This window comes from Paenibacillus sp. V4I5, from assembly GCF_030817255.1.
Classification (GTDB): domain Bacteria; phylum Bacillota; class Bacilli; order Paenibacillales; family NBRC-103111; genus Paenibacillus_E.
This window is the reverse complement of record NZ_JAUSZB010000002.1, coordinates 4,889,698-4,914,745: the sequence shown is the minus strand read 5'-3', so window position 1 is coordinate 4,914,745 and position 25,048 is coordinate 4,889,698. Positions and strand designations below refer to the sequence as shown.

The following is a 25,048-nucleotide window of genomic DNA, read 5'->3' as shown; positions in this document are numbered from 1 at the left end:
CTCCCGCACGTTCAATGCAGGTAAAAACTGCTACAATGTGCATCCTATTGTAGCAAGATCAAGGCAGAAAAGCAAGAAGCGGCGTTATCTCCGCCGCTTCTTGCTTTCATCGCCGTCGTCACTCCGACGACGACCACCCTTGGCTAGCGCGTTCACGCCGCTCGCCCAATCACTGCCGCCTGTGCTGCGCGGAGCAGCAGACGAACCGCCACCCGCTTGGGCTTCGCTCCCAAGCACAATCCCACCGCGGCCGCGCTTGCTTTCGCTGCGAGCCGCACCACTCTCTGTCCGCCCCGCGCCGACAGATTCAAGCCTTGCGCTCAAGCTGCCGCCTTCGCTCAGCTTAGGACCGCCCGCTTTGCCGCGTCCAGTTCCACCTTTGCCACGCTTCTCGCTCCACGGCGTGCTTCCAGACTTACCGCGGCGCGATTTGCCTTGCCCTGCGGCACCCTCTGCACGGCCTGCTCCACCTTCTGCGCGCCCAGAGCCTTCACCGCGCCCTTGCCCAGCTCCGCCTTCGACTCGCGCTGCGGCTTCTATTCTGCGAGCAGCGCCACCTGCAGCGCGTCCTGTGCCTCCAGCCCCGCCACGCCCTTGACCAACTCTTTCAGCTCTTTCCTTGCCTTCAGCTGTACCTCCGACTCCTGCTCTTTCCTTACTGCGCTCTCCACCAGCAGCACCAGAGCCCTGAGCCTTCGCATAGCCGCCCTTGCCCTTGGCGGCGAATCCGCCTTTACCCTTTTCAGGTTTGCCTTTATCGGATCCCCCGCGGAAGCCTTTAAATCCAGCTGCACCCTTAAATGGAGGTTTTCCACCGCGACTAAACCCGCCCTCTTTGCGAGGCTTCATATCGAGCAGTTCAAAATCAATCGTATGCTCATCCATATTGACACGAGCAACGCGAATCTTGATCTCATCACCGATTCGATAGATCTTGGACGTACGTTCACCGATGAGAGCAAACTGTCTCTCATGGAAATTGTAATAATCGTCGGTCAAATCGCTAAGGCGAATCAAGCCTTCAACCGTATTGTCGAGCTCCACGAACATTCCGAAACCGGTAACGCTGGAGATAATGCCTTCGAATTCCTCGCCGACTTTATCCAGCATGTATTGAGCTTTCTTCAGCGCTTCTGTCTCACGTTCAGCATCAACGGCAACTCGCTCACGTTCTGAGGATTGCTGCGCAATATCACTCATCCGCGAAGATAAATATTCATGACGCTTATCGGATAACGTACCGCCGCTTTCCAGCACCTCGCGAATCACCCGATGAATAATTAAATCGGGGTAACGACGAATCGGCGATGTAAAGTGCGAATAAAATTCCGCCGCCAAACCAAAATGCCCCAAACTCTGCGCATCATAGCGAGCTTGTTTCATGGAGCGAAGCATAATCTTACTAAGAACCGTCTCTTCGGGAGTCCCTTTAATCTCTTCCAAAAGCGCCTGCAAAGCCCGTGGATGTACCGAATTCCCTTTACCTTTAACCGAGTACCCGAAGTTCGTCACAAACTCCATGAAATTCATCAGCTTCTCAGCATCAGGGTCTTCATGAACACGGTATAGGAAGGGCACTTTCATCCATGAAAAATGCTCAGCAACCGTTTCATTAGCGGCTAACATAAACTCTTCGATCATCATTTCGGCGACGGAACGTTCTCTTTTCACGATATCCGTAGGTTTGCCTTCGGAATCAACGATAATTTTAGACTCCTCAAAGTCAAAATCTATCGCCCCTCGCTTCATCCGTCTAGAACGCAGCCTTGCAGCCAACTCTTCCATTCGTTTGAAATCTTCCATCAAGTAGGCATATTTCTCGACAATTTCCGGCTCAGCTTCACCTTTCAGAAGTTTACGCACATTCGTATATGTCATGCGTTCGCTAGTTTTAATAACACTCGTGAAAATTTCGTGGTTCACCAGTTTTAAATCCTCATCGAACTCCATCTCACAAGACATGGTTAAACGATCTACACGAGGATTCAACGAGCATATTCCGTTAGACAATCTATGAGGCAGCATCGGAATAACACGATCAGTCAAATATACGGAGCAGCCGCGATTATATGCTTCAATATCCAGAGCAGTACTTTCACGCACATAATAGCTAACATCGGCAATATGCACGCCCAAACGAAGGTTGCCGTTTTCCAAAAGCTCCACATTTACCGCGTCATCCAAGTCCTTCGCATCTTCACCATCAATCGTTACAATGCGCTTCGAACGAAGATCGCGGCGTCCTTGACCAATAATTTCTTCTTCCGTAATGGAATCCGGTGCGGCATCTGCTTCCGCCAGCACGTCCTCTTGGAAAGCTTCTGGCAGTTGGTGTTTGCGTACGATAGCCAAAATATCAACGCCTGGATCATCTTTGTGGCCAAGGATCTCGATAACTTCCCCTTCAGCCGCAGAACGGCCCTCTGGATAGTTAACAATCTTGACAACGACTTTTTGCCCCGTAACAGCTCCCATGAAGGCATGCTGAGGGATGAAAATGTCCCGAGACACACGCTTATCATCCGCAATCACGAAACCAAATGTCTCCTGACTCTGAAAAACGCCAACAATTTGCGTATTCGCACGCGTAATTACTCGCACGACTTCGCCTTCCAGACGGCCTCCGCCTTGACTCCTCGCAGTCACCTTTACGAAGACAATGTCGCCATTCATCGCGGTATTTAGATCATGTGCATTAATGTATACGTCCGGGTGGTCCCGATCATCTGGAATTAAGAAACCAAAGCCCTTCGCATGAGCTTGCAGCTTACCTCTCACCAAATTCATTCGTTCAGGAACGCCGTAGCGGTCATTTCCGCCTCTGACAATGTGACCACTTTCCTCTAATTGATTTAACAATTTAATAAAATCCTTAAACTCATTCGCACTTTCAATCCCAAAATGCTTCTCAAGTTCCTTATAGGACATAGGCTTATAAGCCTCTTCTTGCATCAAACTTATGATTTCTTTATCTGTCATCATACTCTCTTCACCTTCTTGTTGTTGTTGAGCCTAGCTTTCTAATTCGCCGTACTTGTTTCCTTTACTCCATAGTATGCCACTTTCAGAGAAAGGATAAACGCAGTGATATCGGCATAGATAAGCTCTCTCTCTTGATCCAGCAGCATCCCGTGGGATGACTCTGGGTAATAACGAAGTTCTTTCACTTGGGAACTAATGCGCTTATGTAAAAACGCTGCGCTTTCCTGATGGACCACGCCATCCTTGCTCCCTTGACCGATCCATATCGGTACTTCGACTTGAGGTAACAAGCTTTTTACTTGTTTTAACAGCTTACGTAAACTTACTACGCAACGAATCGGCGTTTTGGTATATGCACATGACTCATCTAATAACGTGGAGATTTGTTTGGGTTTCTTGGCTACATATTTGATAAAATATTGCAGCAGTGCGGCCAGCGCCGACTTCCTTGATCTCAGAAAAATAGGCGTAGCCAGTGAAATAACACCAGCCGTACGACGTTCCACAGCTAGCTTCAAGGCAAGCAGTCCGCCCATTGAATGTCCCATAACAACAACGCTTTTGCATTTCGCTGCAAGCTCGTCATAACTCTCCAGCACATGCCCATACCAATCCGTCCATCCGGTTCGTATCATTTCTTCGGGTGAGGTACCATGTCCTGGAAGCTTTACAGCTTGGATGGTGTAGCCTTCATCTCTGAGCACATACCCAATCCGTCTAAACTCCGAGGGCGACCCCGTGAATCCATGGATCATCAGTATGCCTGTCTCTTGATTATCTCCACTTCCTGACCAAAAGAATGGTTCTGTCGACTTGTAAATTCTGCTCTCGATGGTAACCAGCTCCTACTCCTAACACCCATTTAAAATGAAAAAACAGCAGGAGTAGATTTCCCCTGCTGTTATCGTTTTATGTGTGTTAGGCCTTCACTACGTATGCTACGACAATGGAAAGAATGAAAAATGCAGCAGCAAGCCCCATTGTAAAACGGGACAAAAATAGTTCCAAACCGCGTGCTTTTTGCTTACCAAATAAGTGTTCTGCACCACCGGAAATGGCACCGGACAAACCTGCGCTTTTGCCTTTTTGTAAAAGTACAATCGCAATTAATCCAACCGAAGCTATGATTAACAAAATTTTCGTAAAGATTACCATGTTAGCACCCCAATTGCCTATTCTTTGCCTTATACAACTAGCATGAGTATTTTAACACAGTTCGTCCTAGAATACAAGAAAGGGCCACTTTGGTGGTGCTCTTCTAGTCGCGGTAGGATGGTGTTGGTGATTGTTGACCCCAACTTTTAGCGCGTTTTTTTCGCCCCAGAAAAGCTTGCACGGCCTGTTTAGCACACCACAAAGCAAAAAGCGTAAATAGGACGGCCCACACCATAGCCGGAATGCCGGTATGCTGCGCCAAATTGGAGGCATCACCCGCTTGCCGTGCATTCCCCCATGCATAGATGATCAAAGAGAAGGGGCCAAATACAGACTCTTCTAAGCATAAGAAAGCAAGCAGTAAGTAGTAGAAATCACGCAACCACTTTGGCGTAAGCGCCATAACAATGATCGTCAGCGCAATGAAACCGACTAAGAACATAATCCCGAATCCGTTACGGACAAACAATACCAACGAGAGAGCAGAAAGCGCGATCATCACCTGTAGACCTAAACGCTGCTTGCCTTTCGAATAAGCCGAGAACAGGAACCAAGCAAAGAGAGACGCCGTCACATAACCTGCTAAGGCCACTGGAATGATCGCCCACGGTTTCGATATGGCTGAGTACGTCACACCACTATGATTGGCATAGAGCTCGATGTACATCACTTTCCCCGATAGCGCCAAGGTCACCACAGCATGCCCAAATTCATGAACCATCGTGTCTATGTTGCGAAAAAAAGAAGAAGGGATCCAGTGCGTGAGCACCGCGGAACCTATCAGAAATAAAATAGTTTTCACCCAGTTGCTCATACAGCAGACCCCTTCGGTATTTAATTAATTAATCATATCTGAGAGACTTTGAACTAGTTCAAAGATCCCTATATAAAATTTGAGCTCCGCCCAAACATCCCTATATTATGGCTGAAATTATTTGAAGTTTCTCAAGTTGTAGAATGCTTTTTTACCAGCGTATTGAGCTACAGTGAATAACTCGTCTTCGATACGAAGAAGTTGGTTGTATTTCGCTACACGGTCCGTACGGGACGGAGCACCTGTTTTGATTTGACCAGCGTTGGTAGCAACAGCGATGTCAGCGATTGTGCTGTCTTCGCTCTCACCGGACCGGTGGGAGATTACTGCTGTGTAACCAGCGCGTTTTGCCATTTCGATTGCATCAAAAGTCTCAGTAAGCGTACCGATTTGGTTAACTTTAACCAAGATGGAGTTACCGATGTTTTCTTCGATCCCTCTGGAAAGACGCTCAGTGTTCGTAACGAATAGATCGTCACCAACGAGTTGAACTTTGTTACCCAATTTCTCAGTAAGCAATTTCCAACCTTCCCAATCGTCTTCGGAACAACCGTCTTCAACCGTGATAATTGGGTATTTATCAACCCATGCAGCAAGGAAGTCAACCCACTCAGCGGATGTGAAGGATTTGCCTTCGCCTTCAAGGTGGTATTTACCATCTTTGAAGAATTCTGTGGAAGCAACGTCCATACCCAAGAATACGTCAACACCTGGTTTGTAACCAGCGTTTTCGATTGCTGTAAGGATCGTCGTGATTGCTTCTTCGTTGGATGTGAAGTTAGGAGCGAATCCGCCTTCGTCGCCAACTGCAGTGTTAAGGCCTTTTTCTTTCAATACGGATTTCAAGCTATGGAAAATCTCAGCGCCAATGCGAAGAGCTTCTTTGAAAGTAGGCGCGCCTACCGGCAGAACCATGAACTCTTGAACGTCAACGTTGTTATCGGCATGTGCCCCACCGTTGATGATGTTCATCATAGGAACTGGAAGCGTCTTAGCGTTGAATCCGCCAAGGTATACGTAAAGTGGAACATCCAAAGCATCTGCTGCTGCGCGAGCTACTGCCATGGAAACAGCTAGGATTGCGTTAGCGCCTAATTTTGCTTTGTTAGGAGTACCGTCAAGCTCGATCATTTTGTGGTCGATGCCAACTTGATCAAGCGCGTCAAGACCGATGATTTCTGGAGCGATGATTTCGTTCACGTTCTCAACGGCTTTCAGAACGCCTTTACCAAGGTAACGACCTTTGTCACCATCACGAAGCTCAACAGCCTCGTATGCGCCTGTGGAAGCGCCTGAAGGAACGATAGCGCGGCCGAAAGCGCCGGACTCTAGATATACTTCTACCTCAACTGTTGGGTTACCGCGGGAATCCAATACTTCGCGTGCATAAACATCAGAAATAATCGTCATTGTTAGAAAACACTCCTTTAATAGTATGTTTTAATTAGCGCTTTATGATGGTTGTCCCGGTCATCTGTTCCGGTTGTGTAACCTCTAAGAAGTCTAGCATCGTTGGGGCAATATCTGCCAAAATTCCGCCGTCTCTTAGTGTAACAGATTTGTCCGTAACAATAAAAGGCACAGGATTCGTTGTATGTGCTGTGTTGCGTGATCCATCTGCATTCGTAACAAGATCTGCATTCCCGTGATCTGCTGTAATACACACCACGCCGCCTTTGGCGAGGATCGCTTCTACAACTTGACCTAGACAATCATCTGTTGCTTCGATTGCTTTCACCGTAGGCTCCAACAAACCTGAGTGACCTACCATGTCAGGGTTAGCGAAGTTGAGGACGATTACGTCATTACGATCTGCTTCGACTTCCTTAACTACAGCAGCTGCCAACTCATATGCACTCATTTCTGGTTGCAAATCGTAAGTAGCTACTTTCGGCGAAGGAATGAGAAGACGCGTTTCCCCTGGCAGTTCAGCATCCCGACCACCACTGAAGAAGAACGTCACGTGTGGATATTTCTCTGTTTCCGCTGCGCGAAGCTGCTTCAGACCGTTCTGAGCCAGCACCTCGCCAAGGGTATTGTCGAGATCCTTAGGCTTGTAGGCAACGAAGCCGTCTACGGATTCACTGAACAGTGTCAGACATACGTAGTACAGGTTCTTAGCTACTTTAGGACCACGGTCAAAACCGCGGAAATCTTCATTCGTGAAGACTTGCGAAAGCTGAATCGCACGGTCAGGGCGGAAGTTGAAGAAGATAACCGCATCCCCTGATTCTACAAGACCTACCGGCTTGCCATCATCGGAGACGATAACCGTTGGCATAACGAACTCGTCGAAGATCGATTTCTCATAGGATTCAACAATAGCTTTCATTGGATCTGTGTAAGCAGGCCCCTCGCCATAAACCATGGCACGGTAGGATTTCTCCGTCCGCTCCCAACGTTTATCGCGATCCATCGCATAATAGCGGCCTTGAACGGTTGCGATATGCCCTACGCCGACTTCCATGATTTTGTGCTGCAGGCTGGCCATATAACTCTTTGCGGAATCTGGAGCCACGTCGCGGCCATCTAGGAAAGCATGGATGTACACATCATCAAATTGTTCTTTCTTAGCCAAGTCCAGCAAAGCGAACAAATGCTGAATGTGACTATGTACGCCGCCATCGGAGAGCAGCCCGTAGAGGTGCAGCTTCTTTCCGTTTGCTTTTGCATGTCGAAAAGCGCCTAGAATCGTTTCATTATCGTAAAATTCACCATCACGAATCGATTTGGAAATCCGCGTCAGATCCTGATAAACGATACGGCCTGCGCCAATGTTCAGGTGTCCTACTTCAGAATTCCCCATCTGGCCTTCTGGCAAACCTACGGCCTCACCGCAAGCGGTAAGGGTTGTATGTGGATAACTCGACCAGTAACGGTCGTAGTTAGGCTTTTTGGCATGAGCAACCGCATTCCCCTGCTCTTCCGAGCGGAGTCCGAAGCCATCGAGAATGATGAGTGCTACCGGTTTCGGTCTCGACATGTTACTTCGCCCCCTGGACAAGCTGGATGTAGGAAGCTGGCTCTAAGCTCGCTCCGCCTACAAGTGCTCCATCAATGTCAGGCTGTGCCATGTACTCAGCAATGTTGTTCGGCTTCACGCTGCCGCCATATTGAATGCGAACTGCATCTGCTACGGACGCGCCGTATAGACCGCTCACAAGTTGACGGATGTAGCCGATGACGTCTTGTGCATCTTCAGCAGTGGAAGATTTACCTGTACCAATAGCCCAGATTGGCTCATAAGCGATAACAACTTGTGCTGCTTGTTCTGCACTAAGGCCAGCAAAAGCTGCTTCTGTTTGCACTTTACAAACATCTTTCGTTTGACCCGCTTCGCGCTCTTCCAACTTTTCACCTACGCAAAGGATCGGAGTTAGGCCGTGTTTGAAAGCTGCAACGACTTTCTTATTCACGATTTCATCTGTCTCAGCGAAGTAAGCTCTACGCTCGGAGTGACCGATAATAACATACTCCACACCAAGATCCTTCAGCATAACGCCGCTGATTTCGCCTGTGTATGCGCCATTGTCTTCGAAATGCAAGTTTTGCGCACCTACGTGAACGTCAGTACCTTTCACAGCTTCAACCAAAGTAGGCAGATTCGTGAATGGGGAGCAAATTACGCTCTCAACGCCTTCTACTGTGCTGCCTTTTACTTCATTTACGAAGCTAATTGCTTCGGAAACAGTTTTGAACATTTTCCAGTTACCCGCGATAATCGGTTTTCTACTCATTGGATAGGCTCCTTAAAGTTATTCGTCAGAATAACTGACGGCGTAAGCATAAGCTTTTTCGTGAAAATCATTATTTATCGTTCAAGGCTACTACGCCTGGCAATGCTTTGCCTTCCATGAATTCCAAGGAAGCTCCGCCGCCTGTGGACATATGGTTCATTTGGTCAGCCAAGTGGAATTTCTCTGTTGCTGCAGCGGAATCGCCACCACCGATAACGGTATAACCCTCAGTAGTTGCACAAGCTTGTGCTACTTCACGTGTACCGTGGGAGAAAGGCTCGATTTCGAATACGCCCATCGGTCCGTTCCAAACAACCAGCTTGGATTTCGCGATAACGTCTGCGTAAAGCTCACGCGTTTTCGGTCCGATGTCAATGCCTTCCCAATCCGCAGGAATGCCGTCAACGTCAACGATTTGTGTGTTCGCATCTGCGCTGAATTTATCAGCGACAACGATATCAACTGGAATTAAGAAGTTAACGCCTTTTTCTTTGGCTTTCTCAATGAAGCTAAGCGCTAGGTCTAGTTTCTCGTTATCCACGAGGGATTTACCGATTTCGTGACCTTGTGCTTTCAGGAATGTATAGGACAGACCACCGCCAATAAGGACGTTATCTGCAATGTTCAGGAGGTTCTCAATGACAGCGATCTTGTCTTTCACTTTGGATCCGCCAACGATGGCTGTGAAAGGACGCTCTGGGTTGTTCAATGCTTTACCTAGAACATCAAGCTCTTTCTCCATCAATAAGCCGGAAACTGCTGGAATGAAGTGTGCGATTCCTTCCGTCGAAGCATGCGCACGGTGAGCAGCACCGAATGCATCATTAACGAACAGGTCTGCAAGCTCAGCAAAAGCTTTTGCGAGTTCTGGATCATTTTTCTCTTCACCTTCATTGAAACGAACGTTTTCAAGCAAGAGAACGTCACCATTTTCAAGAGCATCCACTTGCGCCTTCACGATTTCGCCAATCGATACATCCGCTTTAATCACGGATTGACCAAGTAATTCAGCCAACTTTGCGGCTACGGGCGTCAAACGCAATTCTTCCACGACTTGACCTTTCGGACGTCCGAAATGACTCGCAAGGATGACTTTCGCGCCTTTTTCTACTAAGAATTTAATCGTAGGCAGTGATTCTCTAATTCGTGTTTCGTCGGTGATTTGACCATTCTCTACAGGTACGTTGAAATCAACGCGAACAAATACTCTTTTACCAGCTACTTCAACATCGCGAACACTTTTCTTACTCATAGGTCAAAGCCTCCTGAACGTGTAGGGTATACTTGCGGCCAAGCTTTTATATGGGTAAATCGCACATAAAGAGGAGAATCTCTTCTCCCCTTCATGTGGTTTTTCATGTGATGTCTATGAAATTACAGACCTTTTTTAGCGATGAAAGCTACCAAGTCAACAACACGGTTGGAGTAGCCCCACTCGTTATCGTACCAGGAAACCACTTTCAGCATGTTGTCGCCAACTACCATTGTGGAAAGAGCATCGATTGTGGAGGAAGCTGGGTCACCATTGAAGTCGCTGGATACTAGCGCATCTTCTGTGTAGTTCAGAATGCCTTTAAGCGGGCCTTCGGAAGCTTGTTTCAGAGCTGCGTTTACTTCGTCAACTGTTACGTTAACTTTCAATTCAACTACCAAATCAGTAACGGATACGTTAGGTGTAGGAACACGCATAGCCATACCGTTCAATTTGCCTTTAAGTTCAGGAAGAACAAGACCGATTGCTTTTGCTGCACCAGTGCTGGAAGGAATGATGTTCTCAGCTGCTGCGCGAGCACGACGAAGATCTTTATGAGGAACGTCAAGCACGGATTGGTCATTTGTGTAAGAGTGAACAGTTGTCATCATACCTTTTACGATACCGAAGCTATCGTTGATAACTTTCGCGAAAGGAGCCAGACAGTTTGTCGTACAAGAAGCGTTGGAGATAATTGTGTGAGCTGCTGGATCGTATTTATCTTCGTTAACACCAAGTACGATTGTGATATCTTCGTCGGAAGCTGGAGCGGAAATGATAACTTTCTTAGCTCCGCCTTTCAAGTGAAGGGATGCTTTTTCTTTAGCTGTGAAAATACCAGTAGATTCGATAACGATTTCTGCGCCTACAGATGCCCAAGGCAAGTTCCCAGGGTCACGCTCAGCAAAAACTTTGATGGAACGACCGTTAACGATCAATTCGCCTTCACCAGCTTCAACTGTAGCGTCTAGTTTACCGTGAGTTGTGTCATATTTGAGCAAATGAGCCAATGTTTTAACGTCAGTCAAATCGTTTACTGCAACGATCTGTACTTCTGAGTTGTTCAAAGCTGCGCGAAATACGTTACGACCAATACGTCCGAAACCGTTAATACCTACTTTTGTTGTCATAGCCAATTCCTCCTAAGATTAAATAAATAATTATATTTCAAAACGCAGCTGATGAAGGCATACGTTATGATGTCTTTCGTCTTCATTAAACATGCTTCATAATTTCCAAAGCTGCTGCCTCATCGGTCACAAGAACATCTTCCTGTCCATGACGAAGCACGGAAGCTATTGCTTCCCCTTTACTCTTCCCGCCGGCTACACCAATGACGACTTCAATACGCTGAAGATCCTCCAGACGAAGTCCTACGGTTGGCATCTTGTGAACCACATTGCCTTGGCGGTCAAAATAGTACCCTAACGCCTCTGCGAGAGCACCTTCGGCTTCCAGACTGCGTGTCGTCTCCGCGTCGACCTTACGTCTGCGTGCCATGACCATAGCATCCCCGATACCGTGTACAACGATGCGACAACTGCGAACTGCGTCAACAACTTCTTGAATTTGCGGATCTTGGATAAGCGATTGGTACGCTTCCTCCCCGAGATGATCCGGTACATGCAGCAATCGGTATTTACCGCCTGTTTTCTTGGCCATAATAGAAGCAATGGTATTCGCCTGCATATCCACACTCTCACCAAGTCCACCGCGAGCAGGTACGAACCAGCTGCCTTTCATGGAAGAGGATATCGCCAGGTTATTGGCAATCTGCGCCATCGTAGATCCGCCGGTTACAGCGATGATATCATCTTTGGACACATACTTGCGGAGTGCTGCTGCACCTGCACGTCCTAGCTCCTTCTTCGTAAATACCGAAGTGTCGGAGTCTCCCGGAACAACAATCACTTGCGAGATGCTGTACGACTTAGCAATGCTTTCCTCCAAGTCCGTCAATCCAAAAGCCATCTTAATGATGGGCTGCATGTCTTCAAGCAATTGACGGCCGGACTCTGTAATCTTCATCCCTGTGGCATCCGATTCGAGAAGTCCAAGCTCCTTAAGGAAATCAACTTCCCCGCGCAGCACGCGTTCAGTCATATCGAGTGAAGAAGCTAACGTTCTACGTCCGACAACACCTGAGACTAAGATATGATGAAGAATCGAGTACCGCTTCTTCATGATGTCCATGAGATCCGGCAAGAGCTGTTTCTGAATGTCAAGTATTTCTCTCATATGACGACTTATAACGCTCCTGATCCGTCGATGGACGTTTTATGTCCCGGGTATACATTTTGCGTCCCACCCGGGCGAAAAAAAAGTTCCTTGCACAATTCACACATCAGAAAGTTGAATTCACTGAAGATTGTTAAGCGTGAATGTTTTCTGATAACTTACTTTTTCATTATAACCAATAATCTTTCCAGATTCAACATTTGTTCAAACATTTTTCACTAATCTGGGCTGAAAGGGCTTACTGTCTTGCTTTTTCTGGGCGTCTGACATATAATAACCCTTGCTTCACTTTTTAACTTTTTATGCGCCCGTGGTCCAATGGATATGACGTAGGCCTCCGAAGCCTGAGATAAAGGTTCGATTCCTTTCGGGCGCGTTCATAAGAATTTCAGCAGAATCAGCAGCAGAATGGCCAAAATCAGCATTGTTGCTGATTTTTTTTGTTGTTAGTTTGACCTTTCTTGACCTTCAGAGGTTTTTTCGTTATCATACTTGTAGATACTGTAAACAGTATGTACAAAGGAGATCAATTTCATAATTCAATGATGACATTGACTCCAAGCATCAATCTTTTAAACCATGTACCCACCCCAAGGAGGTCATTCTCATGAGTTTTATTCCTATGGTCGTCGAACAGGACGCGCGCGGTGAAAGAGGGTATGACATCTACTCTCGCTTGCTGAAGGACCGCATTATTTTCTTAGGCACGGGTGTCAACGATGTTGTGGCGAATTCCATCATTGCTCAGCTACTTTTCTTGGCCGCACAAGATCCTGATAAAGATATCTCGCTTTACATCAACAGCCCTGGCGGTTCCATTACAGCCGGTATGGCCATCTTTGACACGATGCAGTTCATTAAGCCAGACGTATCCACGATCTGCGTTGGTATGGCGGCTTCCATGGGGGCATTCCTCCTCACAGCAGGTGCCAAAGGCAAACGCTATGCTTTGCCAAACAGTGAAGTCATGATTCACCAACCACTAGGTGGTGCTGAAGGTCAAGCCTCAGACATCGAAATCCGCGCTAAGCGTATTTTGAAAATGAGAGACAACCTGAACAAAATCCTAGCAGAGCGCACGGGTCAAACTTTCGAGCGCATTGAAAAGGATACAGACCGGGACAATTTCATGAGTGCTGCGGAAGCGGCCGAATACGGACTCATCGATAAAGTCATCGAGCGCGTCTAATTTGTAGAATAAAAACCAGCCTGCATGATTGCTCAAACGAGCGGCCGTGCGGCTGGTTTTTTTACGCCTCGTATGGAACCCTATTCGTCACTTTCCACTCCTCACAGCTGCCGTAAACTCATAAACATAAAAATAAAAGCCCCCCGAAGTACTAGTGTTATTAACTAGTCTCCGAAGGCTCCTATCTTTTCAAACTTTTTTTTATTTTTTATCTTCCAGCGGATAGAAAATCAGGTCAATCGGGAAAGCCGAGCCTGCCGGAGGCGTGAACTCGATGTCCAGCGCATCTTCCGTACCCGTTGTACGAGCGAGCACTTGCATTCCGTCAAATGCTGTGATGACACCGGAATATGGTACCGGAATGATCTCACCGTTTATTTTGAACGGTCCTTTGAACACGCCGCCTTTGGCCATAATCATTACAGCCATTTTGCGCGGCTTATCCGCATGGATTTTATAGACTACGCCATAATTACCGCCGTTCTCGACATTCTGCTTCCGCATCACGTCATACCCTTTAACGAACGGATCTGTCTTGTTATCCCCGATCGTTAGTACCGACGTTTTTGTGAAGCTTGTGGCGTCTATATCCCATTTAATCTCCGATATCGGGAACGTCCCTCGTACATGGCCTGTGAAGCCCAATAACGGAAGCTCTTGTGCAATCGTTGGCGTCAGCATGCGATCCGTTACACCGAATGAGATTTGCAGCTCACCGTCTGTTTCCACATCGTAAAATAAGTTCACACCCTGCCCCGGATAAAAGTCCGGAAGCTTCGCATACACGTAAGTCTCATGAGGAGGAACCGTCAGTTCGTCCGTGTATACATTGCCTAAAAGGAAGTCAACTGACGCTTCACTACCGATCAAATTCGCATAAACGGAAGGATATACCTCTCCTTTGTTCGTTGTCTTGATTTTAACCGGTTTATCCGAGTTATTCGTTGCGAATATGGCCATGGTCATCTTTTGCTTCGTACCATTGATGTGATCGGCATACAGTCGTGCCTTACCATTGATGTTGTCGCGGTACAAAATACCACTCTCAAAAAACTCTTCCGGACTGTCACTCACTAGAAGCGTACGTCCTGGAACCTCAGTTACTTTCTTAGGCAAAAGAGGCATCTCATTGAAATGAGCCCAAATCGTGCCCCAGTCCGACTTGATGAAACCACCAACCGGCTTCGTATAAATCGGGTATTCCACTTCAGTCAAATAGGGTTCGTTAACTACCGTTACAAAGCTCTTGAACAATTTACTTACATGCCCGTGACGATCTTTAACTGTCAAAGTAACCGGATATTTACCTGGTTTGAAAAAAGCTTCCTGATTGCCTGCCCAATCATAGGACGCAATACCTTCCGCATCGGGATCATAGCTTAGATCAAGATACTTCACAGGCTCTCCAAGACGGTATGTAGGCTTCGCTGTTGTAAACTTGGCTACCGGTCTGGAATTGCTATCCTGGTCAATGTAGATGCCCTCAGGCGACTTAAAGTGTACGATTTCCACTCGACGGAGTTCGTTGTTATATTTATACTTCGCGCCCATATAGTCTGCCAACCAAGTAAGCTTCACCAGAAGCTTCCCATTTACGATCGCAGCAACCGTGTCGAAAGGTGTATCTACCCCATTAGTCGTCACTGTCTTATGATCAACATCGAGAACAATGTCGTAACCCGGAGGAGTCATCTGTATGGTCCGTGAAGCATCATTCCACTCCACCTTGAAACCCATCGTATCCCCAAGAAACTTAGCAGGTACGAATGTACTGCCATTGATAATCGTAGACGGAGACTCCAAATGGATTTGCTCCTCATTCACGAACGCTTCTGACTTATCGATATAAAGTAAAATGAAGGACGAGCTTGTCGATACCGCATGAGCTGCCGGAGCTACGATCGTACTAGCAAGAAACACGATCAACGCAAGCAGGAGGGTAACCTCTTTTTTTAGCGAATTCAATTTCATTCTCTTCTCTGGCTCCTTTAACATTTGAATGCAGCACGGTGGAAATGGCAAATAGCCCTTTCCTTCGTTGACCACGTTCATTAGACGTCGACAAGAGAAAAAGGTTGCTAATTTCCCTAATTGTTAACAAATTTGACACTTATTAAACTTCGCTGTACGGTACGGCCACTTCACTCGCAAAAAAGCCTCCTCGAAAGGAAGCTTTTGAAGGATTATTGGTTTTCCAATTCTTCCTTGCTGACTAATGTGACTAAAGCGTTTACAGCCTGCTCGGCGTCCGAACCTTCTGCACTTATGAAGACTTCGGTCCCTGTACTGATCGCAAGACTCATAATTCCCATGATGCTTTTCGCATTCACTTTCTTTTCATCTTTCTCAACAAAGATCTCAGATGAAAATTTATTCGCCTCTTGAACAAACAATGCCGCAGGTCTGGCATGAAGTCCTGTTCTCAACTTCACAACGACTGGACGTCTGGACATGGAACTAATTCCCCCTAATATGGAGCTTATATGAATTACTATTGATAACAGTGCTTTACCTATGTTTTAACATTATAGCATTTTTCCCTGAAGTACACTAGAAAAAATGAGAAAAACTTATAGATGCACTGTACAGGGCCTTCTTATCTACGAATTCCGCTGTTTTTCAGCCAATTCATCGATTTTTCGTAGACGATGATTGACGCCAGATTTGCTTACACTGCCCTTAAGCATGTCGCCAACCTCCTTGAGATTCAGATCGGGATGCTGAAGTCTAATCTCGGCAACCTCTCTTAGCTTCTCAGGCAAGCTATCCAGTCCGACCTCCCTTTGCAGGAGACGGATATTTTCGATCTGTCTAACAGCTGCACCAATCGTCTTGTTGAGGTTCGCTGTTTCACAATTGACAATACGATTTACCGAGTTACGCATATCCTTCATAATTCGGACATCTTCAAAGCGCAGAAGCGCTTGATGTGCGCCAATGATACTTAGAAACTCGATAATCTTCTCGCCTTCCTTGATATACAAGACGAACCCTTTTTTGCGTTCGATGCAGCGGGCATTCAAGTCGAATTTGTTCGCAAGCTGCGATAACGCCTTGCAATGCTCCTCGTAAATCGAGGCAATCTCGAGATGGTAAGAAGAACCCTCGGGGTTATTTACCGAGCCTCCAGCCATGAATGCCCCACGAAGATAGGCCCGTTTGCAGCAGTTGCCTCGAATGATCTCTTTGTTAATTCCCGTGGTGAAGATGAAGCCTTCGGAAACAATTTTCAGATCACTGAGCAGCTCCTGGACCTGACCAGGAACTCTAACAATGTACACGTTATTCTTCTTCAAACGCATTTTTTTACGCACGAGCAGCTCGGTGTGCAATTTGTACGTCTTTTTGATGAGCGTGTATATCCGTCTAGCAATAGCTGCATTTTCGGTTGAAATATCAAGTACGACGCGTTGGCTGGTTAACTGCACAGATCCATTCATTCGAATCAATGCCGACAGCTCCGCTTTTTCACAACATGCTTCCGCATCTGTAATTAGCGTCAATTCTTTTTTGGTTGTTGCCGCAAAGGACAAGGGACTCACTTCTTCCTTAACATCCAGCTTTCGACGAGCTGATAAATATGGTCACTCAATTTCTCTGCATCATGACGAAGGTAGGTACGAAATAGCACGAGTCGATCAGCGATAATCCGATACCCTCTCTTCGTGACTTCTTCTAGGTCCAAATGAACCGCTTTCGAACCCTTTTCCGCATATCTCGCCTGGACTTGCGGAGGGATTTCCCCATTATTCACAATCACATAGTCAAACAAATGTTGGCCCAAGTGATCATAAATGGCATCCAGATGATCGCTGACTGAGTAGTCGTCGGTTTCGCCTGGCTGTGTCATCACATTGCAGATGAACAACTTTACAGCATTCGATTTAACAATCTCTTCCGCGATCCCAGGGACAAGTAGATTCGGCAGCAAGCTGGTATATAAACTGCCGGGGCCGCATAATATAGCATCCGCTTCGCGTATAGCTTGAACGGCTTCAGCTAGCGGTGTCACGTTGGCTGGCTCGATGAATACACGCTTGATGCGTCCATCCGCTTTTGGAATCTTGGACTCGCCTACGACTAAGGTACCATCTTCCATGATCGCTTTCAACACGATAGCTTGATTCGATGCGGGAAGCACCCGGCCTCTGACAGCAAATACCCGATTCATCTCCTGAACCGCAGTGACAAAGTCACCTGTAATATCCGTAAGAGCTGCTAGTATTAGATTTCCCAGACTGTGTCCAGCTAAACCTGTACCCACCTGAAATCTATATTGCAAAATAAGCGACAACAAGGGCTCGACATCAGCAAGGGCCGTTAGCACGCTGCGAATGTCACCTGGAGGCGGCATCTGCAATTCATTCCGGAGAATACCAGAGCTTCCTCCATCATCGGCTACCGTCACAATGGCTGTAATATCAACCGGCTTCTCCTTCAATCCTCTAAGCATAACCGAAAGACCTGTTCCACCGCCAATAACGACTATTCTGGGCTTGCGTTGTAATTCAACATGTTCCATACTTCTTTCACCCTCTTAATCGTAGGACTGCTTATACACGGTCCCGCTCGGCATCTCGATGACTCAGACGCACGGTTTCGGTTTCGCTGTTCCCCATCACCTTACCGAGATATTCAGTGATGGCGACGGATCGATGTTTACCTCCAGTGCAACCTATGCCAACAACAACCTGACTCTTGCCTTCTTTTTTATATTGAGGCATTAAGAAATTTAGCATATCGAGCAGCTTATTCAGGAACTCTTGCGTTTCGCTCCACTTCATCACGTAGTCATACACATCAGGATCTTGACCTGTTTGTGGACGAAGCTGTTCTACATAGTGTGGATTTGGCAAGAAGCGAACATCGAAGATTAAATCAGCATCAATAGGGACACCATACTTAAATCCGAAGGAGATTACATTTATAGATATGCGGTTTGTTTCCAAATTGGTAAACCGGGAAATAATTCTTTCTTTGAGCTGCACCGGCTTAAGCGTGCTTGTGTCAATAACCTGTGTGGCTAGGCCTTTCAGCTCTTCCAGCAGTTTACGCTCAAGACCAATACCTTCAAGCGGCGCTCCATCGGGAGCTAGCGGGTGACGGCGGCGACTTTCCTTATAACGCTGTACTAGCGTCGCATCGGTAGCATCTAGGAATAGAATTTCATAACTAAGCGTGTAATTCTCTTGAATATAACGAAGCGACTCCTGAAGTGCAGTGAAAAATTCACGCCCTCGCAAATCAATCACCAGTGCCACTTTGCCGATTTTCCCCATCGACTGCTCGATCAACTCAGCAAATTTAGGAATCAGCACAGGAGGTAAATTATCGACGCAGAAGAATCCTAGATCCTCTAGACTCTGTACGGCAATCGTCTTACCTGCACCTGACATTCCTGTAATTATGACCAGTTTCGCTAAAGGGTGGTTTTCTTCCATGAATGACACCTTCCTTTGGAGTGCTTCTCGCAGGTCAACTCAGATCCGCTAACCATACGAACAGTACGTTTTACGTCTATCTTAAATTCAAACCAGCAGCGCCTACGATACCTGCGTCGTTACCGAGCGTTGCAGCAACGATCTCAACACCTTCTGAGGCTGTCTCTGGCGTGTATTTCTTAAAGGTTTCGCGAATCGGTTGGAATAAAATTTCCCCTGCTTTAGAAACACCACCACCGATAATGAATCGTTTCGGGTTAACAATAACAGCCATCGCAGCCATCGAACGTCCAATATAATATGCAGCACGGTTCACGATGCGCAGAGATACTTCATCTCCGCTTTTGGCTGCATCGAAGACATGCTTCGCTTCAATCTTCTCATGAAGAGCTAATGACGTTTTCTCGCCGCGTTCGACCGCTTCATTGGCCATACGAACGATGCCTGTTGCCGACGAAACTGTTTCTAGACAACCCATTTGTCCACATCCACACTGAATCGCTTCAATGTCGGGCACAACGGACATATGACCAAGCTCTCCAGCCATACCCGTAGAACCTTGATAAATTTTCCCGTTAATAATAATACCACCGCCAACACCTGTTCCAAGCGTATAGCAAACCACATTTGGAATTCCTGCTCCGCTGCCTGCCCAAGCTTCGCCTAAAGCAGCTACATTGGCATCGTTGTCAATCTTAACTGTTTTACCAAGAAATTCTTCCAACATCTTCTTCGCAGGGACATTATGCCATAGCAAATTTGGAGAGAATTTGACGAAGCCTTCCGGAATATCCATGAATCCGGCTAAACCTGCGCCAATACCAGCCACTTGCTCCCATTCAAACGGAGACTCTTCGACAACTTGGCGTACATACTGCGCAATTCGCTCAATTACAAAATCAGAACCATTCTCCGCGCCTGTAGGGCCTTCAAACGTTTGCAGCAGCTTCCCCTGCTCGTCGCAGATACCCACTTTGATATTCGTACCGCCTAAATCTACACCGATATAAATCTGATCTGACATTGCAAGGTCACCTCATGAATATTCATATAATTTTCGGATATTTTCCGGGGTCCCCGCAAAGTAATTGGAATATGCTTCGAAGGCTATGCGTCACTTTGTGGGGTTTACTTATGCTCCTGTTCCAACTATAAGTCAAGCCTGTGAACTGGTCAAGATTCAACAGCTCCCAAAGAAATGAGAAAACGTGGAGAGATTAGCCCTCCACGTTTGCTGTAAAGACTCCAGACCACTTACAGCGACTGGCTCCAATCGTGTACGATGTTGCCTTCTAGGAACTTTTCAGCTTCCAGGGCAGCTGCGCATCCACTTCCTGCCGCTGTAATCGCTTGGCGATACTTCGTGTCTTGCACGTCACCACAAGCAAATACACCAGGGATATTCGTCTCCGTCGTGCCCGGCTTCACAATAATATAGCCTTGCTCATCCGTATCGATTTGTCCACCTAAGAACTTCGTATTCGGTGTATGGCCAATTGCTACAAAGATACCATCTGTTTCGATGATTTCATCTTCACCGGTTACGTTATTTTTGACCTTCAGGCCTGTTACACCTTTTTCACCAGCTATAACTTCAAGCGGTGTATTATTCAGTGCCCATTTCACTTTTTCGTTGCCGCGAGCACGGTCCTGCATAATCTTCGAAGCACGAAGCTCATCGCGACGGTGGACTAAGCGAACTTCAGATGCAAAGCGAGTAAGGAAATTCGCCTCTTCCATGGCGGAGTCACCGCCACCAACGACAACAATCTTTTTACCGCGGAAGAAGAATCCGTCACACGTTGCGCAAGTACTTACGCCGCGTCCGATGTTTTCTCTCTCATTGGTAATTCCTAGCAATCTGGCAGAAGCACCCGTGGAGATAATCAGTGTTTCTGTCTCGATCTCGCCAAGACCTTCAACTTGCAGTTTAAACGGACGATTCGTTAGCTCAACAGAGTTCACCCAACCGGTTTTGAATTCGGCGCCGAAACGTTCTGCTTGCTTACGCATATTCTCCATTAATTCAGGACCCATAATCCCTTCAGGGAAGCCGGGGAAGTTCTCTACTTCGGTAGTAGTGGTTAGCTGTCCGCCTGGCTCTGGCCCTTCAATAACGAGTGGGCTAAGGTTGGCGCGTGCTAAATAAATGGCTGCTGTTAGACCGGATGGTCCTGTTCCTACAACGACTGATTTGTACATATGGTTTCCCTCCTAGGTGCTTTCCTCAGGAAAGCTATCTACGTAAGCATCGCCTGCGTTTTGCTTCAGCAAGACAGCCCTCGTATGCTCCGCTTTATTTATGTATGAAAGCCAGGTCTTTCGACAAGGCAAAAGACTGGCTATCAAATACTCGTGAATTTGTTAAAAATAGCTTCCATTTTCTCACGCAAACCGCACGTGTCATCAATCAACTTTACATTGCGGCTTACTGTTGAGACTGTAACACCATAGCGTGTAGATACTTCCTGATAGGAAATAGCTCGGCGATGCATTTTGGCGATCAAATATTCTAACGCTGCCGCCCAGCCCTCGGATTTATGAATCTTAGGCACGCCTGGGTAGATCTTCGTCAGAAATTCAACCCATAGTATTTCCAAATCATACTGTTGAACCATATCGTAGCGCTTGTGCATATGGGAAAGCGCTGTTTCCATCACACTCTGCCATTTGGCATCCCAAATGGGCAAATGCGGCGAGTAAGGAGAGGCCTCTACCGTAATCTCTTGGTTCTCAAGATAGGCAGGAAGTGACTCTCGGATCCCCATGCTGCGAAGCACGAAAATCGCAACCCGTTTCAAATAGTCATCTTCTTGACGATCTAGGATGAAATCCTGCAAAGCATCTCTCACTTCATTATCAGCAATCAAGCCGAACGCTTGGATCACCTGCAGCTTCGTCTCGATATCACCATGGCGCAAAGCCCAGAAGAAAGAGGATCGCACCAACGGATCTTTCTTCAATTGATCTGGTATTCCTTGCGTGGATTTCTCCAACACCCTAAACTGCTCTTCAAAGGGCAGATGGTAATGATAGCTCCACGTTAACGGCCCTTCGACCTTCTCGCGTGAGCGCAGCTGCTCCAAGTAAAACTTGGAGATTTCGGCGCCGGGATCAAGCTTCTCAGCTTGCTTCCAATAGCGGTAAGCCTCGCCGAATCGACCGATATGGCTGGCTGCTACCGCTGCATAATGATAGAGGCATGGGTCTGCTGTGCCGTCTCCTGCTTTAAGCAGGCGCTTAAACAAGTGGTATGCCTTCTCATGCTCAGAAAGGATACCCATCGTTGTAGCAAGCTTGAACACATGATCCTGCTGAAAAGGAAATGTCTTGCAAAGTAGAGATGTTAGCTCAGCTAACTCCTCCTTGTTACCGAAATGCTGATGGAAAATGGCCATATTACATAGCGCATGCAGATTTCCGGCATCGATATCGAGCACCGCACGAATCGTTTCCATTGCCTTCTCAAACTGCCCCATATAGTAATAAGCAAGTGCCAGATTGTTGCGGGCAGCTGTGAAATCAGGCTGATTCTTCACCAATTTCTCTAACTGCCTCACAGCTTCGGCGAATTTCCCCTCTTCGAGAAGCGCACGGGCTTTATCATGCTCGAAGAGCCCTTCTCGACTCTTAATGCTAGTGAGAGGGGCGGGACGTTCAAGCTCGTAGCTCAGCATTTCCATCATTTCTTCGGATTCATCCATGAATTGACCTGTTGGGTCAGTTTCCAAATATCGAACCAACGCTTGTTCGGCCTGCTCGAAATTTTCCATGTTGGCATAGTTGTTTGCCATATAAAAGTGACATTCCGTCATCTCGGGATCGATCGTATCAAGGACATGCTGCAGAATTTGGTTCGACTCGTCATAATTGCCCATTTCGGAGAGAACTCCTGCGAGATTGCAGTGATTCACAGGGTTATCCTGCTCATACTCTGCAGCTCGCCGGAAATATTTCAATGCCTTATCATAATGAAACCGATCCAAAGATTGAACCGCTCTCTCGAAAAAGAATGCGGCATCCATGTTAATTGAGATAACTTTAGGCTTTGGCGCTTCGGACACACGCTTAATCTTTTCCATAGCAAGACACCTCCGGCAATTTGATTACACTCAAATTATACCATAGATCGCTTGGAAGCCAAAAACATAATCCGAAGGTAAGATCTGGTCTTGAATTTTTGCATTTGAACTTTGCCTTAGATCCTATTTCAATCGAGGCTTAAAAAGTCGGCTTTCAAAACCGAGAAGGTTGAACGAAATCCGAGGAACGAGGAACGGAGCGTAGGTGAGCCTACGTGAGTACCGCAGTTCCCGGATTTCGTTCAAGATTCGACGCCGAGCTACTTCCAGAGTAACCTTCGTTTTCAAAGGCGATTTTTTAAGCTTCCGCTTAAACGCCACCGTATTTGAATAGGGAGGATAGGGACCCACCTTCATTAATAATGCGAATCGCATCAGACAACAGCGGAGCTACTGAAAGCACATTGAATTTTTCCGAATGTCCTTCCGGAATCGCAATGGAGTCCGTAATGATAACTTCCTTAATGCTAGGGTGATCTAAACGCTGCAGGGCTGGTCCAGAGAACACAGGATGTGTCGCACAAATATATACGTCATGCGCTCCTCTTTCCTTCAGACTCTCAACAACGTTGACAATCGTCGTACCGGTATCAATCAGATCCTCGATAATGATCGGTGTACGTCCTGCAACATCGCCAATGACGTGGGTAATCACAGACTCATTGTGTTCTGGGCGCTTCTTAATCATCATCGCGAATGGCGCATCGAGAATGTTCGCCATTTTTTCAGCAGTTGTCGCACGTCCCGCATCCGGAGATACGATGATCGGGTTAGGTAAATTTTTCTTCTTGATGCAATCACTGATAAGATCAAGAGCCGTCAGATGATCCACCGGAATATTGAAGAAGCCTTGAATCGCAGGTGCATGAAGGTCAATCGTTACAACACGAGTTGCACCTGCTGCACTGAACAAGTCAGCTACTAATTTAGCAGAAATCGGCTCACGCGGAGCAGCTTTACGTTCTTGACGAGAGTAACCATAGTAAGGGATGACAAGGTTGATCGTTCTTGCAGAAGCTCTTTTCGCCGCATCCATCATGACCAGAAGTTCCATCATGTGCTCATTAATCGGATGGGAAAAAGTTTGTACCAGGAATACGTCACAGTTACGAATCGTTTCTTCGTAAAGACAGTAAATTTCTCCGCTTTTAAAACGGGAAAGCTTAATTTGTCCAAGCGGCTGGCCGAGCTCTTTACAAATACGTTCCGCAAGCTTCGGATTCGAAGATCCGGAAAAGATTTTAACATTGTCGCTATGCATGGTTAATGGTTACCTCCGAAGGTTCATTAAATAGATTATACAGTTCCTACTCATTATACATGAAACATGTCGAAATTATAAAGTCACAAGATGTCGTTTTCGGGCAGAAAATGTGGCTAATTCGTTAAATCCAATGGATTTCAAGAGTTCCCTAGCTTCGTCCAAATATTGGGACAACCGATCCGGCTGGTGCGCGTCCGAACCTATCGTCAATGGAATTCCCACCTTATGACAATATTCCAGCATTCGGCGGCTCGGGAACATCTCTTTACACGGGTGGCGCAAGCCCGAAGCATTCAGCTCAATCGCAAGCCCACATTCTTTCACAGTGTCCAGTGCCGCCTTCTCCAGCTCCCACGGATCACGATCCGGGACGTAACCAAATCGTTTAATCATATCTATATGACCGATATAGTCATACAGTCCAGTTCGGACTGCTTTCTTCACTGCCTCGTAGTATTGGGTATAAACGGCATAAATATCCTTGCCATCCCAACCCGCAAGCTGCCTAAAATCAGAAATATCCCACTCGCCAAGGAAATGAACAGAACCGATAATATAGTCCCATGGGTACGCTTTGACGATTGCGGCAATCTCCGTCTCAAAGCCTTCGATATAATCGCCCTCTAGCCCGACACGGATATCAATCTGATCTTTGTACTTCTCTTTAAGATGCAGACACTCCTCGACATAACGAGGCAGTTCTTCCATCGGCATGGCCATTTCCGGCCAATAAGTCGCAGGGTCCACATGCAAAAGCGGCATATGATCCGAAAGCCCCAACTGTGTGAGTCCGATCTCGATGCCGCGTTTGACGTATTCCTCCAGTTCCCCAGAGGCGTGACCGCAGCGTACATGATGTGTATGATAATCAATCAACATCGTGAATTCACTCCA

General features: G+C 46.8%; 21 protein-coding genes and 1 tRNA gene. 2 read left to right on the top strand and 20 right to left on the bottom strand.

Annotation, left to right across the window (positions count from 1 at the left end):
* Nucleotides 1-84: 84 nt before the first annotated feature.
* The 10 genes from rnr to QFZ78_RS24410 form a co-directional block, all read right to left on the bottom strand.
* Nucleotides 85-2,982, bottom strand: coding sequence for a ribonuclease R (rnr, locus tag QFZ78_RS24455; RefSeq protein WP_307551378.1), 2,898 nt, complete (start codon nucleotides 2,980-2,982; stop codon nucleotides 85-87).
* A 38-nt stretch (nucleotides 2,983-3,020) separates the two neighbouring features.
* Nucleotides 3,021-3,737 (bottom strand): alpha/beta hydrolase, encoded by a 717-nt coding sequence (locus QFZ78_RS24450; protein WP_307551377.1) that lies wholly within the window; start codon nucleotides 3,735-3,737, stop codon nucleotides 3,021-3,023.
* Nucleotides 3,738-3,900: 163 nt separating this feature from the next.
* On the bottom strand, nucleotides 3,901-4,137 hold the full coding sequence (gene secG, locus QFZ78_RS24445) for a preprotein translocase subunit SecG (RefSeq protein ID WP_307551375.1): 237 nt from the start codon (nucleotides 4,135-4,137) through the stop codon (nucleotides 3,901-3,903).
* A 103-nt stretch (nucleotides 4,138-4,240) separates the two neighbouring features.
* A complete protein-coding gene (locus tag QFZ78_RS24440; RefSeq protein WP_307551374.1) occupies nucleotides 4,241-4,951 on the bottom strand; it encodes a M50 family metallopeptidase in 711 nt (236 codons plus the stop codon).
* A 117-nt stretch (nucleotides 4,952-5,068) separates the two neighbouring features.
* Nucleotides 5,069-6,361 carry a phosphopyruvate hydratase gene (gene eno / locus QFZ78_RS24435; protein ID WP_171641369.1) on the bottom strand — a complete coding sequence of 431 codons (1,293 nt, stop codon included), beginning with the start codon at nucleotides 6,359-6,361 and terminating at the stop codon, nucleotides 5,069-5,071.
* Between the two features lie 34 nt (nucleotides 6,362-6,395).
* The gene (gpmI, locus tag QFZ78_RS24430) at nucleotides 6,396-7,934 is read right to left on the bottom strand and encodes a 2,3-bisphosphoglycerate-independent phosphoglycerate mutase (RefSeq protein WP_307551372.1); all 1,539 of its coding nucleotides are present in this window, start codon (nucleotides 7,932-7,934) and stop codon (nucleotides 6,396-6,398) included.
* A gap of 1 nt (nucleotide 7,935) precedes the next feature.
* Nucleotides 7,936-8,688 (bottom strand): triose-phosphate isomerase, encoded by a 753-nt coding sequence (gene tpiA, locus QFZ78_RS24425; protein WP_307551371.1) that lies wholly within the window; start codon nucleotides 8,686-8,688, stop codon nucleotides 7,936-7,938.
* Between the two features lie 70 nt (nucleotides 8,689-8,758).
* The gene (locus QFZ78_RS24420; protein ID WP_307551370.1) at nucleotides 8,759-9,940 is read right to left on the bottom strand and encodes a phosphoglycerate kinase; all 1,182 of its coding nucleotides are present in this window, start codon (nucleotides 9,938-9,940) and stop codon (nucleotides 8,759-8,761) included.
* A gap of 122 nt (nucleotides 9,941-10,062) precedes the next feature.
* Nucleotides 10,063-11,070: a type I glyceraldehyde-3-phosphate dehydrogenase gene (gene gap, locus QFZ78_RS24415; RefSeq protein ID WP_171641362.1), complete on the bottom strand. Its 1,008-nt coding sequence runs from the start codon at nucleotides 11,068-11,070 to the stop codon at nucleotides 10,063-10,065.
* Nucleotides 11,071-11,155: 85 nt separating this feature from the next.
* Nucleotides 11,156-12,178 carry a sugar-binding transcriptional regulator gene (locus tag QFZ78_RS24410; RefSeq protein ID WP_307551369.1) on the bottom strand — a complete coding sequence of 341 codons (1,023 nt, stop codon included), beginning with the start codon at nucleotides 12,176-12,178 and terminating at the stop codon, nucleotides 11,156-11,158.
* Between the two features lie 304 nt (nucleotides 12,179-12,482).
* Here QFZ78_RS24410 and QFZ78_RS24405 point away from each other — a divergent pair.
* Nucleotides 12,483-12,554, top strand: a tRNA-Arg gene (locus tag QFZ78_RS24405).
* A gap of 231 nt (nucleotides 12,555-12,785) precedes the next feature.
* The gene (gene clpP / locus QFZ78_RS24400; RefSeq protein WP_029195996.1) at nucleotides 12,786-13,367 is read left to right on the top strand and encodes an ATP-dependent Clp endopeptidase proteolytic subunit ClpP; all 582 of its coding nucleotides are present in this window, start codon (nucleotides 12,786-12,788) and stop codon (nucleotides 13,365-13,367) included.
* A gap of 201 nt (nucleotides 13,368-13,568) precedes the next feature.
* Here the strand turns inward: clpP and QFZ78_RS24395 are convergent, their stop codons facing one another.
* The 10 genes from QFZ78_RS24395 to hisJ form a co-directional block, all read right to left on the bottom strand.
* Complete coding sequence (locus QFZ78_RS24395) at nucleotides 13,569-15,338, bottom strand: copper amine oxidase N-terminal domain-containing protein (protein WP_307551367.1); 1,770 nt, start codon at nucleotides 15,336-15,338, stop codon at nucleotides 13,569-13,571.
* Between the two features lie 212 nt (nucleotides 15,339-15,550).
* On the bottom strand, nucleotides 15,551-15,820 hold the full coding sequence (locus QFZ78_RS24390) for an HPr family phosphocarrier protein (RefSeq protein ID WP_028555561.1): 270 nt from the start codon (nucleotides 15,818-15,820) through the stop codon (nucleotides 15,551-15,553).
* A 147-nt stretch (nucleotides 15,821-15,967) separates the two neighbouring features.
* Nucleotides 15,968-16,900 carry a DNA-binding protein WhiA gene (gene whiA, locus QFZ78_RS24385; RefSeq protein ID WP_029195994.1) on the bottom strand — a complete coding sequence of 311 codons (933 nt, stop codon included), beginning with the start codon at nucleotides 16,898-16,900 and terminating at the stop codon, nucleotides 15,968-15,970.
* A gap of 5 nt (nucleotides 16,901-16,905) precedes the next feature.
* Nucleotides 16,906-17,889, bottom strand: coding sequence for a gluconeogenesis factor YvcK family protein (locus QFZ78_RS24380; RefSeq protein ID WP_057302620.1), 984 nt, complete (start codon nucleotides 17,887-17,889; stop codon nucleotides 16,906-16,908).
* A 31-nt stretch (nucleotides 17,890-17,920) separates the two neighbouring features.
* Nucleotides 17,921-18,808 (bottom strand): RNase adapter RapZ, encoded by an 888-nt coding sequence (gene rapZ, locus QFZ78_RS24375; protein ID WP_171641358.1) that lies wholly within the window; start codon nucleotides 18,806-18,808, stop codon nucleotides 17,921-17,923.
* Between the two features lie 76 nt (nucleotides 18,809-18,884).
* Nucleotides 18,885-19,832: an ROK family glucokinase gene (locus QFZ78_RS24370; RefSeq protein WP_307551365.1), complete on the bottom strand. Its 948-nt coding sequence runs from the start codon at nucleotides 19,830-19,832 to the stop codon at nucleotides 18,885-18,887.
* A gap of 230 nt (nucleotides 19,833-20,062) precedes the next feature.
* Nucleotides 20,063-21,010: a thioredoxin-disulfide reductase gene (trxB, locus tag QFZ78_RS24365; RefSeq protein WP_307551363.1), complete on the bottom strand. Its 948-nt coding sequence runs from the start codon at nucleotides 21,008-21,010 to the stop codon at nucleotides 20,063-20,065.
* Nucleotides 21,011-21,153: 143 nt separating this feature from the next.
* Nucleotides 21,154-22,890 (bottom strand): tetratricopeptide repeat protein, encoded by a 1,737-nt coding sequence (locus QFZ78_RS24360; protein WP_171641352.1) that lies wholly within the window; start codon nucleotides 22,888-22,890, stop codon nucleotides 21,154-21,156.
* Nucleotides 22,891-23,200: 310 nt separating this feature from the next.
* A complete protein-coding gene (locus QFZ78_RS24355) occupies nucleotides 23,201-24,151 on the bottom strand; it encodes a ribose-phosphate diphosphokinase (RefSeq protein ID WP_307551360.1) in 951 nt (316 codons plus the stop codon).
* A gap of 75 nt (nucleotides 24,152-24,226) precedes the next feature.
* On the bottom strand, nucleotides 24,227-25,033 hold the full coding sequence (gene hisJ, locus QFZ78_RS24350; protein ID WP_307551359.1) for a histidinol-phosphatase HisJ: 807 nt from the start codon (nucleotides 25,031-25,033) through the stop codon (nucleotides 24,227-24,229).
* Between the last annotated feature and the right edge of the window lie 15 nt (nucleotides 25,034-25,048).